Genomic DNA, 13,721 nt, shown 5'->3' with positions numbered 1-13,721 from the left:
TGTAAAGAGTGTTTACGGTGATGAATGTCTACGATATATAAGGAATACGCAGCTACAGAGCGCAAAATAGACGATATAAGTCGCCATATAGGCCTGTGCTGCACCCAAAGAGCCATTCATTGGGATTAACCAATGGGCAAACCCAGTCAACAGTAAGAACTGACTGACTTCCGTCAAAATATAAAAGCGCAAAGAAGCTTTGGCGATAACCAAATAGCCGAATACATATGACCCGACTTTCAACACATCGCCCACCAACTGCCAGGCGAAGAGGTCGCGCATTGCAGTAAACTGGTGAGAAAACAGCAACCAGATTGCAAAATCACGTAACAACCAGACCATCAGACTGGCCGTCGCCACTGCCGGTAAGACAAATTTCAATGAGCGCAGAATTTCACGGGAAATCGCCGCTTTCTCTTTGAGTCTCGACAGTGTGGGTAACAAATAGACCGTAAATGATGCTGTAATAAATTGTAGATAAGCATCTGAAATACTGCTCACCCCTTGCCAAATTCCTACCGCATCCCAGCCATACTGGTCAGCCAGCAAGTTACGCATCATCACATAAGCAACAGGCAAGGTGACCGAGGTAATCAACGCCATGATGGTAAACTTACCCAGATGGCTTGCCAAGGCTTTGTCCCAGCTAAGTTTAAGATAACTTAAGGGAATAGTCTTGCGGCGGATCAGCATCGCACCCGCAGGAATAACCGCCAGCGCCGGAACCAATGCCAGCCCCACTAACGCGCCGGGATAACCACCAATTCTAAAGCAGAGATAATAAGCCACCACACCAATCAGGCTACCGCCGATAACCGCCAGCGCATTGCCCATCGCATCCCGATAGCCTTTGAGGATGGCCAAAAACAGGTTGGCGTAAGCAATACCCATCTGGATAAGGGCAACGGCCCGCACCACATTTTGATAATCACCATGACCGAATAGCGCAATACTGACCGGCTTGGCCGCCAGCAGGAAAATCAAGGCCAGCAAGGTTGAGAACCCCAGCACAATCGCTGATGAGGTGCCCAATACTGCACGCAGGCGCTCAGGTTGCTGATGATATTCAGCAACATACTTAGTAATGCCGTTAAAGATACCTGCGCCAGAGAGCACGCCTAATACCGTAATTAGCTGGCGGAAGTTACCCGCCTGCCCTACACCACTGGGGCCAAAGGTCACCGCCAGCAGTTTAACCACTAGCAACCCTACGCCGATTTTAATCAGCGTAGAGCCAGCAGTCCAAATCGATGCTTTTGCCAGAGACATATCAGGCGAAGAAACCTAGCACGGTATTAATGACCGTATTCTGATTCGCGTCAGTCAGGTTATAGAAGATAGGCAAACGAACCAGACGTTCACTTTCCTTGCTGGTAAAGCGGTCTTCACCATCCATACGGCCAAATTGTTCACCGGCCGGGCAAGCATGCAGCGGAATATAGTGGAAAACCGACATGACGCCAGCCTCTTTCAAGTAGCTGATAAAAGCAGAGCGCTCTTCAATATCATGCAGTTTGATATAAAACATATGCGCGTTCTGCACTGTATCTGCTGGAATAACTGGCAGAGCAATGCGCCCAGCATCAGCCAACGGCTTGAAAGCATTGTAGTAATTATGCCACAGCGCCAGACGGCGTTGATTGATTGTCTCTGCTGCCTCCAGCTGGCCCCACAGATATGCGGCTTGTAAATCAGACATCAAATAGCTGGAACCAATATCGCGCCAAGTGTATTTATCAACCTGACCACGGAAGAACTGGCTGCGGTTAGTCCCTTTTTCACGAATGATTTCAGCACGTTCAATCAGTGACGGGTCATTAATAAGTGTTGCTCCCCCTTCACCGCCAGCCGTGTAGTTTTTCGTTTCATGGAAACTGAAGCAACCAATATGGCCGATAGTCCCCAGAGCTTTGCCTTTGTAAGTCGACATCACGCCCTGAGCAGCATCTTCTACCACGAACAAATTATGTTTTTTCGCCAGCGCCATAATGGTATCCATCTCACAGGCAACACCCGCGTAATGGACTGGCACAATAACCTTGGTTTTATCGGTAATCGCCGCTTCAATCTTGGTTTCATCAATATTCATGGTGTCTGGACGAATATCCACAAACACCATTTTCGCCCCGCGCAGCACAAAGGCATTGGCGGTCGAAACAAAAGTGAAACTCGGCATGATAACTTCATCGCCCGGCTTGATATCCAGCAGCAGCGCAGCCATTTCTAATGAGGCAGTACAAGAGGGCGTCAACAAAACTTTTGGGCAGTTAAAGTGCTGTTCCATCCACTGTTGGCAACGATGGGTAAAGCCGCCATCGCCACACAGTTTCCCGCTATTCATTGCATCCTGCATATAACCCAGTTCAGTGCCGACTACCGGTGGAGCGTTAAATGGAATCATCTCATCCCCTGCATAACCAATACGCGGTGCTCTCAATCGAAGCACCACTGCGAATATAAAGACGTAAAGCAGCAATATTGCTCATTTGTGTGGCCACCCATAACCGGTGTAATCCATGACTCTGGCACCACTGCTTTGCCGCCGACATTAATGCTGAACCTAGGCCTTTACCCTGCGCATCAGGGAATACTGCCAACAGGCCAATACGGGCGCTGCCGTCGGCCAAATCGCGTAAGGTGACAAACCCTGCCGGTTGCCCTGCTGCATCCATCACCAGCAAACATTGATGGTCGAAGGTGCCCAGCACCGCCTTTTCAGCCCATAGTGCATAAAATCGCCCACTGTCCTGTGGGTCATACCACGGAGCACGAAAGCGGCTTAATGCAAAAGCCTTGGCGGCAACACTGCGTAACAGTGGGATATCCTCAGGGGTTGCTACCCTATGCTGATAGGTTCCAGCCTCACTCTGCGGTGTTGCATTTTCTGTGCCAACTGCACTAGCCACTGACAGGGCCAAGTCAACTTCTCCTTCAACCAGCTTGAAACCAAGTTGGCCGAGAGAGTCAATAAGATCAAGGCGATGGGCAGGAACTTTGGCTTGGGTAAGGGTAAAAGCATCCAACTCAGCCGGATTAACTCGCGGGGCTGAGTCGGATAAATGAAGCTTGGCACTTTGGCGCTGGAAAAATTCACTTTCCCAGGCCAGCGGCTCAATACTGGCGTGGACGGGCATGAAGCAAGTCCAACAGATATTTGCCATAACCCGTTTTAGCCAACGCAGTGGCGGCGCGTCGGACACCATCGTCATCCAGCCAGCCATTACGCCATGAAATTTCTTCCAAACAGGCGATTTTGAAACCTTGGCGTTTTTCTACAGTTTGAACAAAGGTGCTGGCTTCAATCAGGCTGTCATGGGTGCCGGTGTCCAACCAGGCGAAACCACGCCCTAATAATTCAACAGTTAGTTCGCCGCGCTCCAGATACATCTGGTTGATACTGGTGATTTCCAGCTCGCCGCGCTCAGAAGGCTTGACCTGCTTGGCGAATTCAACAACTTGATTATCATAGAAATAAAGCCCAGTGACTGCCCAGTTGGATTTCGGCTGACTTGGTTTTTCTTCAATGGATAATGCGCGGAAGTCGTCATCAAACTCCACCACACCAAAACGTTCTGGATCCATAACCTGATAGCCGAAAACGGTCGCCCCTTTATCACGGGCTGCAACTGCTTTCAGTTTCGGGCTAAAGCCCTGACCGAAATAGATATTATCGCCCAGCACCAGGCAGCAAGGTTCATTACCAATAAACTCTTCGCCAATGATAAATGCTTGCGCCAGCCCATCTGGGCTTGGTTGCGCGGCATAACTTAGCTTGATACCAAACTCATCGCCATTACCTAGCAGGCGCTGGAATGAGGGCAAATCTTCCGGAGTAGAGATAATCAGAATGTCGCGGATACCCGCCAGCATCAGCACTGACAGCGGATAATAAATCATCGGCTTATCATAAACGGGAAGTAGTTGCTTAGAGACGCCACGGGTGATGGGGTGCAATCTTGTACCGGAGCCACCAGCCAGAATTATGCCTTTCATACTCACTCCTGAAACCATCTGACAAAACGTCATTGAAATCAATCAATAACCTCATTCCGATGATTAATAGATTTTTGAACTCATCGTAAGCCGGCCAACAATATACCCAAAACTTTCAAGGCGCAGGAAGGCGGCAAGCAAGGAAATCCCGATGAGCTGACATAAGTCAGTGATTCGGGTGACCGAGCGCAACCAGCACATCTGCAACTTGAAAGATGAAGAGTATCAGTCACTCAAGCCCAAACGCTCACCGGCGTAGGAACCATCCTGAACACGTCGCCACCACGATTCGTTATTCAAATACCATAATACGGTTTTGCGGATACCACTTTCGAAGGTTTCCTGTGGTCGCCAACCTAGCTCTCGCTCAATTTTGCCCGCATCAATGGCATAACGCATATCATGGCCCGGCCGGTCTTTCACATAGGTAATCAGGTCACGATAGTGAGCAATTCCTGCCGGTTTTTCGGGAACCAGTTCATCCAATAAGCTGCAAATGGTTTCAACCACTTCAATATTCTTGCGCTCATTATGACCGCCGATATTGTAGGTTTCGCCCACGACACCTTCGGTAACGACCTGATACAAGGCCCGAGCATGGTCTTCAACAAACAGCCAGTCGCGCACCTGAGCACCATTGCCATACACTGGCAGGGGTTTACCGGCTAATGCATTCAAGATAACCAGCGGGATCAATTTCTCTGGGAAATGATATGGGCCGTAATTATTTGAGCAATTGGTCACCAAGGTGGGTAAGCCATAAGTTCGCAGCCAAGCCCGGACTAAATGGTCACTGGATGCTTTAGAGGCGGAATAAGGGCTACTTGGCGCATAAGGCGTTGTTTCAGTGAATAAATCATCCGTGCCATGCAGGTCACCATATACCTCGTCCGTCGAGATATGGTGGAAGCGAAACGCCAACTTGGCCTCAGCGCTCAATGGCTGCCAGTAATGACGCGCAGCCTCTAACATCTGGTAAGTGCCCACGACGTTAGTTTCGATAAAAGCAGCGGGGCCATCAATTGAGCGGTCAACATGGCTTTCTGCCGCCAGATGCATCACGACATCGGGTTGATATTGCGCAAACACTCGGTCCAGCTCTGCACGAGAGCAGATATCAACTTGTTCAAAAGCATAGCGATCGCTTTGAGCGACCACGGCCAGTGATTCCAAATTGCCCGCGTAGGTGAGTTTATCAACCACCACCACGCTATCTGAGGTGCTATTGATAATATGTCTTACCACTGCGGAGCCGATAAATCCGGCCCCACCTGTGACTAGAATACGTCTCAACGCCATACTCCTTTGGTGTCCACAATCCACGGTTGCTTCACATCTTCAGGTTTGATGGCTTTGAATTGGCTATGATCAACCAACATCACCAGCACATCTGCTTGCTGCAAGGCTGTGGCGGTATCTTTCAGGGTAACGTGGCCCGCCAGAGACTTCGGCAATTGCTCAACATTAGGTTCAACCACCAATGTTTCACCAACATGCCATTCAGCAATCAAATGTGCGATTTCAACGGCCGGGCTTTCGCGCAGGTCATCAATGTTTGGCTTAAAGGCCAAACCGAAACAGGCAATTTTGACTTCAGAAGCACGTTTGTCAGTCGCCGCCAGACAATCAGCAACAGCGGCTTTAACACGGTCAACCACCCACAGCGGTTTACCGTCATTCACCAGACGCGCAGTGTGGATAAGACGCGCCAATTCAGGGTTCTGAGAGACGATAAACCACGGGTCAACCGCAATACAGTGGCCGCCAACACCTGGGCCTGGCTGCAAGATATTCACTCGAGGATGACGATTAGCCAGACTAATCAGCTCCCACACATTGATGCCTTGCGCATCACAAATCAGTGACAGCTCATTGGCAAAGGCAATATTCACGTCACGGAAGCTGTTTTCAGTCAACTTGCACATTTCGGCAGTGCGGGAGTTCGTCACCACACACTCGCCTTCCAGGAAAATTTTGTACAGTTCACTGGCACGAGCAGAACATTTTGGCGTCATACCACCAATAACACGGTCGTTTTGAATCAATTCAACCATGACCTGACCCGGCAACACTCGCTCTGGGCAGTAAGCAATATTCACATCTGCGTCTTCACCAGCTTGTTGCGGGAAGCTCAAATCAGGGCGAGTTTCTGCCAGCCATTGTGCCATTTGCTCTGTGGCACCCACTGGAGAAGTGGACTCCAAAATGACCAAATCACCTTTTTTCAATACTGGGGCGATAGATTTGGCGGCGGATTCAACAAAAACCATATCCGGCTCATGATCGCCTTTAAACGGGGTCGGGACGGCAATGAGAAACGCATCTGCTGCCAGCGGTTTAGTTACCGCACGCAGGTAACCCCCTTCGACAGCAATCTTCACCACTTTATCTAAATCCGGCTCCACGATATGGATAGCACCGCGATTAATGGTTTCAACTGCATGAGTGTTGACATCCACACCGACCACTTTCTTCTTGCGCGAGGCGAAAGCCGCAGCGGTTGGTAAGCCAATATACCCAAGACCGATAACAGAAATAGTTTCAAAACTCATAGCGTCACCTGATGATTCTTTAAAGCTTCAAGGATGCGTTGACAGGCATGCCCGTCACCGTAAGGATTATGCGCCCGGGTCATTTGATGATAGGCAGTTTCATCAGTCAGTAAGCGGGTCACTGCATCAACAATTTTATTTACATCAGTACCCACCAATAAAACAGTACCAGAATCAACCGCTTCTGGACGTTCGGTGGTATCACGCATCACTAACACCGGCTTACCTAATGAAGGCGCTTCTTCCTGAATACCACCGGAATCCGTCAGAATCAGGTAGGCGTGATTCATCAGATAAACAAATGGCAGATAATCTTGCGGGTCGATCAGGATGATATTATCAATCCCTTTCAAAATACGGTTAACCGGCTCGCTGACATTAGGATTGAGATGCACCGGGTAAACGACCTGAACCTCTGGGTGCTTAAGGGCGATTTCAGCTAATGCACTGCAAATCCGCTCAAAACCACCACCAAAACTCTCACGACGATGGCCTGTCACCAGGATCATCTTCTTATTGGTATCGAGGAATGGGTAACGTTCCGCCAGACTTGAACGCAATTCGGGGTTATTCATCACCCGATCACGAACCCAGAACAGCGCATCAATCACGGTATTGCCCGTAACAAAAATACGGTTATCCGGCACCATTTCACGTAACAGATTTTGCCGAGAATTTTCTGTCGGCGCAAAATGATACATAGCCAGGTGCCCCGTCAGTTGGCGGTTAGCCTCTTCCGGCCACGGAGAATAGAGATTCCCAGTGCGCAAACCGGCTTCGACATGGCCGACAGGAATACGATGATAGAAAGCGGCAAGGCTGGTCGACAGCGTCGTCGTCGTATCACCATGCACCAGAATAACATCCGGCTTAAACTCCGCCAGCACGGGCTTTAACCCTTCCAAAATGCGGCAGGTTATTTCCGTTAATCCCTGTCCCGGCTTCATGATATTCAAATCATAATCCGGTTGAATCTCGAATAAACGCAGCACCTGATCCAGCATCTCACGATGCTGGGCAGTTACACAGACTCTTGACTCAAAGGCTTCATCCTGAGCCAAGGCATGCACCAGAGGAGCCATTTTAATGGCTTCAGGCCGGGTGCCAAAAACAGTCAACACTTTCACAGTGAATCTCTTTAAGGTCAGTTAGCCGCAGACAACGCCTGCAAGTTGGGCGCACAATGCGCCCATTAACGATTAATACCATTCTACCGCGAGCTATACTTGCGCACCGGTGCGACGAACCAATACCACACCAGCCCCAACTAATGCCCCAATGGCACCCCACATAATCAGCAGGAAGACACGGCGCGGGCTATCACGGGTTACCGGATCTTCTGGCGTACGTAAATAACGGTAGGTTTGGAATGCTTTATCCAGTGTTGGGCCAACGTTCAGTGTTGCCAACATTGCGCGATTTTGATCGTAATCAACATCAAAACTTGGCCCGGTAGCCTGTAAGGTTTCCAAGCGGGCTTCAAGCATAGGTTTGCCAAGCATAAACATTTTAGAATCAGGTAGTTGCTCAGCCGGGGTATCGGTTTGGCTACGATTAATCCCTTGCTGACTCGCAACTTTCAATGCTTGTTTCACCGCAGTAACTTCACGATCGTATACCGCTTGAGCCACCGCCTCCTGCCGTTTAACCTGTGCTTTCATTGACTGAGTCCGAGCAGCCCAGGCCCCTTCGATTTCGTCATTTAAATGACTCACAGCACGTTGGCTGGCAAAATCAATATAACCACGCAGTAATTTATTTGAATCACTGGCCGTTTCTGCCGTCAATTTAATGCTGTCATTCAGAATTTTTTTGTCATCACGTGGTGTGAAAACAATATTATTCACCAGCTCATCTAATAATGCGGCATCCGCCTTAGCATCACCTTCCAGCCGCTGCTTGTAATAATCACTTTGTAGCCAAAAATCACGACGGGTATCGTAGGCAGCTAACTGAGTGATAAATTCACTGTAGGCTTCATCGGAGATACCCGGCTGCTCACTGGCAACACCGCTATTGATGCGAGTATCCAGATTGCGCAAAAATTGCTGCTGAGAATAGTAACCGCCCAGATTATTGACTGTTGGTCGGTCTGTAATTGCAGTCGCGCTCCACTGTTGTTTCACCATATAGGAAACGCCCAGCGCTATCGCAGCAAAGAGAATTGCCATCCCGATAATCCACACCTTGCCGCGCCAAAGAGTGCGACACAGGCTGCGAATATCTAACTCGTTATCCACAGCAGGCTCATTATTGGTAGATCTTGTTTTATCAGTCGACATCGATTCTGGTTTCATCACTGCCTAAAAGCCTCTGGTTAAGATTCATGCTTATTTTGCGATGCGCGGCGCATCCGGCGCTTGAAGCGCTTGATAAAACGCGCCACCCGCCATGCCCGTTTAATGCAATAGTCATACAACAGAAATGAAAGCAAGAATAATGCCAACATGACCCATTCAGGGACGAATGTCAGCCGCTCGCCGATAACACCGACCGCTGCTAATAGCGCTGCAGCCAGAGTAATTAAGACAAAAGCCTGCCGAGAGGTAAAACCGGCACGCATAATCAAGTGATGGATATGCTGACGATCAGGGGAGAATGGGCTCATTCCTTTGCGTAAACGCCGATACATGATGGCAATCATATCCATCAATGGAATGGCAATAATCCATAATGCGGTGATCGGATTAATGGGATGGGAATTCCCTTGTGTGCTTTGCAACAACAACCAAATAGCAGTGAAGCCAATCAAGGTGCTGCCCGCATCACCCATAAAGACTTTATAGCGACGCCCTAATAACCCAAGGTTCAGCAAGATATAAGGCAAAATGGCGGCGATCATCGCAAAACACCACAATGCTAATGCCGTCTGCCCGCTTTGAAGCAATAAAATACCCAAGGCACCGAAGGTGACGCAAGACAAGCCCCCCAGCAAACCATCAATACCGTCGACCATATTGAAAGCATTTATTGCCGCCCACACTGCAAACAGTGTGACGACATAACCGAACGGCCCTAATATCATTTCCCATGGGCCAAAAATATGCCCCAGGCTGCGTAAATAAAGCCCGCCGATGACCATCATGGCGATACCAACCACCGCCTGAACAAAAGCACGGATTTTTACGCTGATATCGAAGCGATCATCTAAAGCGCCAACGAACACCAATAAACCGGCGCAGCCGAGATATAAACTGACATGGGGGATCTGCTGGTTAGTAATCAGAAAGGTAAAGCAAATACCCGCAAACACGGATATTCCGCCCACTAATGGGATCAACCCTTGGTGGCGTTTACGGTAGTTAGGTTTATCGACTAATCCAATTTTCTTGGCAACTTTGCGAGCAACAAATAAAAATGCCAGAGAAAATAGGAAAATAACAAATATTTCAGTACTCATAGTGAGTAAGTTCACGTTTAACCGCTCTCTGCAAAAAGATACGACAGCTTAGCATGTGGCTTGGCGTATACCATGCCTTCCCTATGCTTTCAGTTATTTCTGAATATGATGACAGCCTTGCTAGTTATTCCCAACTCTATTTTTGGTATTTTCTCGTTATTCCCTGCGTATTTGAACTTTCTGGCGGAATTAATAAAAAAAGTACCCAATATATGGGAGCAGAACTCTTCATTCGCAAGGCGAATAGCACTCCCGCTATCCTATATTTCAAATGCAAAAAACGCCACTTAAGCGTGGCGTTTTGACGTAGCTGGCGAAACTTACGAGCGTCTCATATTATCGAAGAACTGATCGTTAGTTTTCGCTGTTGCCAGCTTGCTGATGAGGAACTCCATTGCATCGATTTCACCCATCGGATGAAGGATACGACGTAAGATCCACATTTTCTGCAGCTCTTCAGTGGTCGTCAGCAACTCTTCTTTACGTGTCCCAGAACGATTGAAATCAATCGCTGGGAACACACGTTTTTCTGCGATTTTGCGCGACAGATGCAATTCCATGTTGCCGGTACCTTTAAATTCTTCATAGATAACTTCATCCATTTTAGAACCGGTATCAACCAACGCGGTGGCAATGATAGTCAGGCTACCGCCCTCTTCAACATTACGTGCAGCACCAAAGAAACGTTTAGGACGATGCAGGGCGTTAGCATCTACACCACCGGTCAATACTTTGCCTGAAGCAGGTACCACGGTGTTATAGGCGCGGGCCAAACGAGTAATCGAGTCAAGTAAAATGATAACGTCTTTTTTATGTTCAACCAGACGTTTCGCTTTCTCGATAACCATTTCAGCAACTTGAACGTGGCGAGATGCCGGTTCGTCAAAGGTAGAAGCAATAACTTCGCCTTTAACCAAACGTTGCATCTCGGTCACTTCTTCCGGGCGCTCGTCAATCAGCAATACCATCAATACGCAATCAGGGTGGTTGTAAGCAATGCTGGTCGCAATATTTTGCAACAGCATGGTTTTACCCGCTTTTGGCGGAGCCACAATAAGACCACGTTGACCGCGACCGATTGGCGATGCCAAATCTAGTACGCGAGCGGTTAAATCTTCAGTCGAACCATTACCTCGTTCCATGCGCAAACGGGAGTTGGCATGTAGTGGGGTTAAGTTTTCGAACAGGATTTTGTTACGGGCGTTTTCCGGCTTGTCATAGTTAACTTCGTTAACTTTCAACAGTGCAAAATAACGCTCACCTTCTTTAGGTGGACGAATCTTACCGGCAACGGTATCACCAGTGCGGAGGTTGAAACGGCGAATTTGGCTTGGGGATACGTAGATGTCGTCGGGGCCGGCGAGGTAGGAGCTGTCTGCTGAACGGAGGAAACCAAATCCATCCTGCAATATCTCCAACACACCGTCACCGAAGATATCTTCTCCACTTTTCGCATGCTGCTTAAGAATAGAGAAAATAATATCTTGTTTACGCATCCGGGCTAGGTTTTCCAGCCCCATATTTTCGCCAAGTGTTATCAGATCAGAAACCGGCGTGTTCTTTAATTCGGTAAGATTCATAATGGTGGGTTCTTAAACTCGGGGTATGTCTCGAACTATGGTCGTGAATGGTATGGCAGCGTCATCCGTGCCTGTTTAATGGGACATTCAATCACCGGCCTTGGACAAACTACGTAAGCAATGACTTACGCTAGGATTGCGCACCACAACGGTATAAAGATTGAAGGTACCTTAGACTGATTTTGTAAAACCACTAGACTGTCAAAAAGAGATTGAGTTCATACATATTCTCAACACAAATTATTTCGACATAGAGTAAAACTTTAGATTCAAACTATTTAGATGCTACAGACTATTTCTTAGATACTAAAGAATAAGCTAGATGCTACAAACCCGGACTCAATACACAGGAATGTTCTATACGCAGTGAAGTAAACTTAACACGCTTCTTTGCAGGCGTCTAGCGGTCAGTGTGAGAAATCACAACAGCCGCTAAACACCTAGCTTTGGCGCTAACGCCAATTACAGATTTGCATCCAAGAATGCTTTGAGCTGACCTTTAGACAAGGCGCCCACTTTGGTGGCCACTACTTCACCGTCACGGAATAACAACAGCGTAGGGATACCACGGATACCGTATTTTGGTGCCGTGCCCTGGTTGTCATCAATATTCAATTTAGTGATGGTAAGTCTGCCTTCATACTCTTCAGCAATTTCATCCAAAATCGGAGCAATCATCTTGCACGGACCACACCATTCGGCCCAGAAATCTACCAGAACCAAGCCGCTGGCTTTCAGCACGTCAGTGTCGAAGCTGTCGTCACTCAGGTGAATAATTTTATCGCTCATGTTCTACTCCAAAGGATTGTGTCTACCTCGTTGGTGTAGCATTAACCAACAATAGGATGACTTTATTTCACCGGATACGCTTTCGTAAAGCAATAGTTAGCTGATATTCTACCACACTATGAGCAAAACACACTTGACCGAACAGAAGTTTTCCGACTTCGCCCTGCACCCGCTAGTTATTGAAGCCCTTGAAAACAAAGGGTTTCAGTATTGTACGCCTATTCAGGCGTTAGCATTGCCACTCACCCTATCCGGGCGTGATGTAGCGGGTCAGGCGCAAACAGGAACCGGCAAGACGCTGGCATTCTTAGCGTCTACTTTCCATTATTTGCTTTCTCACCCGGCTGAAGAGGGTCGCCAGACTAATCAACCACGCGCATTAATTATGGCTCCAACGCGTGAATTAGCAGTGCAAATTCATTCCGATGCAGAATCACTTTCCCAGATAACCGGGCTGAAATTAGGCTTGGCTTATGGTGGTGACGGCTACGACAAACAGCTTAAAGTGCTGGAAAGTGGCGTTGATATTCTGATCGGCACCACTGGCCGTTTAATCGACTACGCAAAACAAAATTACATTAACCTTGGCGCAATTCAGGTTGTGGTATTGGATGAAGCTGATCGGATGTACGATTTAGGCTTTATCAAAGATATCCGCTGGCTATTCCGCCGCATGCCTTCCGTTGAGAAGCGTTTGAACATGTTGTTCTCAGCCACACTCTCGTACCGGGTACGTGAATTGGCCTTCGAACAAATGAACAATGCAGAATATGTTGAAGTGGAACCGTTACAAAAAACCGGCCACCGCATTCAGGAAGAGCTGTTCTATCCGTCAAATGAAGAAAAAATGCGTCTGCTGCAGACGTTGATTGAAGAAGAATGGCCAGATCGCTGCATCATTTTTGCAAATACTAAACATCGTTGTGAAGAAATCTGGGGCCATTTAGCTGCTGATGGTCATCGTGTTGGTCTGCTGACCGGTGATGTCGCACAGAAAAAACGTCTGCGGATCCTGGAAGATTTCACCAAAGGTGATTTAGATATCCTGGTTGCTACCGATGTTGCTGCCCGTGGTTTGCACATTCCACTGGTAACCCATGTTTTCAACTATGACCTACCCGATGATTGTGAAGATTATGTTCACCGCATTGGTCGTACAGGCCGTGCTGGCGAGAGTGGCCATTCCATCAGCCTGGCATGTGAAGAATACGCATTAAACTTACCGGCTATTGAGACCTATACCGGTCATAGCATTCCGGTAAGCAAATATAATAGCGATGCGCTATTAACTGATTTGCCGGCACCAAAACGTCTGGTCCGTACCCGCACCGGGAATGGCCCACGCCGTAACTCAGCCCCACGCCGCAGTGGTGCTCCACGGAATAACCGTAAGCGACCGAGCTGATA

12 protein-coding genes are annotated in these 13,721 nt (G+C 48.2%); 1 reads left to right on the top strand and 11 read right to left on the bottom strand.

From position 1 onward, the window contains the following. Positions 1-12: 12 nt before the first annotated feature. The 11 genes from wzxE to trxA all read right to left on the bottom strand — a co-directional run bounded on the left by wzxE (position 13) and on the right by trxA (position 12,314). Positions 13-1,269: a lipid III flippase WzxE gene (gene wzxE, locus YROHD0001_RS10980; protein WP_004714245.1), complete on the bottom strand. Its 1,257-nt coding sequence runs from the start codon at positions 1,267-1,269 to the stop codon at positions 13-15. Position 1,270: 1 nt separating this feature from the next. Next, positions 1,271-2,401, bottom strand: a complete 1,131-nt coding sequence (rffA, locus tag YROHD0001_RS10985) for a dTDP-4-amino-4,6-dideoxygalactose transaminase (protein ID WP_004714244.1) — start codon at positions 2,399-2,401, stop codon at positions 1,271-1,273. Position 2,402: 1 nt separating this feature from the next. After that, complete coding sequence (gene rffC, locus YROHD0001_RS10990) at positions 2,403-3,134, bottom strand: dTDP-4-amino-4,6-dideoxy-D-galactose acyltransferase (RefSeq protein ID WP_032816608.1); 732 nt, start codon at positions 3,132-3,134, stop codon at positions 2,403-2,405. After that, positions 3,112-3,993: a glucose-1-phosphate thymidylyltransferase RfbA gene (rfbA, locus tag YROHD0001_RS10995; protein WP_004714242.1), complete on the bottom strand. Its 882-nt coding sequence runs from the start codon at positions 3,991-3,993 to the stop codon at positions 3,112-3,114. Before rfbA ends, rffC begins: the two co-directional genes overlap by 23 nt. Before the next feature lie 225 nt (positions 3,994-4,218). Further along, positions 4,219-5,292 carry a dTDP-glucose 4,6-dehydratase gene (gene rffG, locus YROHD0001_RS11000; RefSeq protein WP_186373496.1) on the bottom strand — a complete coding sequence of 358 codons (1,074 nt, stop codon included), beginning with the start codon at positions 5,290-5,292 and terminating at the stop codon, positions 4,219-4,221. Then, a complete protein-coding gene (wecC, locus tag YROHD0001_RS11005; RefSeq protein WP_032816607.1) occupies positions 5,283-6,545 on the bottom strand; it encodes a UDP-N-acetyl-D-mannosamine dehydrogenase in 1,263 nt (420 codons plus the stop codon). The genes rffG and wecC overlap by 10 nt, the downstream gene beginning before the upstream one ends. Further along, entirely contained in the window at positions 6,542-7,672 is a 1,131-nt protein-coding gene (gene wecB, locus YROHD0001_RS11010; protein WP_004714238.1) for a non-hydrolyzing UDP-N-acetylglucosamine 2-epimerase, read from the bottom strand. The genes wecC and wecB overlap by 4 nt, the downstream gene beginning before the upstream one ends. A gap of 93 nt (positions 7,673-7,765) precedes the next feature. Then, positions 7,766-8,842 (bottom strand): ECA polysaccharide chain length modulation protein, encoded by a 1,077-nt coding sequence (wzzE, locus tag YROHD0001_RS11015; protein WP_032816604.1) that lies wholly within the window; start codon positions 8,840-8,842, stop codon positions 7,766-7,768. Positions 8,843-8,862: 20 nt separating this feature from the next. Next, positions 8,863-9,960, bottom strand: coding sequence for a UDP-N-acetylglucosamine--undecaprenyl-phosphate N-acetylglucosaminephosphotransferase (wecA, locus tag YROHD0001_RS11020; protein WP_004714236.1), 1,098 nt, complete (start codon positions 9,958-9,960; stop codon positions 8,863-8,865). A 305-nt stretch (positions 9,961-10,265) separates the two neighbouring features. Further along, positions 10,266-11,525 (bottom strand): transcription termination factor Rho, encoded by a 1,260-nt coding sequence (gene rho, locus YROHD0001_RS11025; protein WP_004704159.1) that lies wholly within the window; start codon positions 11,523-11,525, stop codon positions 10,266-10,268. Between the two features lie 462 nt (positions 11,526-11,987). Further along, complete coding sequence (gene trxA / locus YROHD0001_RS11030; RefSeq protein ID WP_004714235.1) at positions 11,988-12,314, bottom strand: thioredoxin TrxA; 327 nt, start codon at positions 12,312-12,314, stop codon at positions 11,988-11,990. Between the two features lie 118 nt (positions 12,315-12,432). Between trxA and rhlB the strand changes: the two genes are divergently transcribed. Further along, positions 12,433-13,719 (top strand): ATP-dependent RNA helicase RhlB, encoded by a 1,287-nt coding sequence (rhlB, locus tag YROHD0001_RS11035; RefSeq protein ID WP_004714234.1) that lies wholly within the window; start codon positions 12,433-12,435, stop codon positions 13,717-13,719. Positions 13,720-13,721: the final 2 nt, after the last annotated feature.

The sequence above is a fragment of the Yersinia rohdei ATCC 43380 genome (assembly GCF_000173775.1).
Lineage (GTDB): Bacteria > Pseudomonadota > Gammaproteobacteria > Enterobacterales > Enterobacteriaceae > Yersinia > Yersinia rohdei.
The sequence above is the reverse complement of the archived record's forward strand: the minus strand, read 5'-3'. Positions and strand labels throughout refer to the sequence as shown.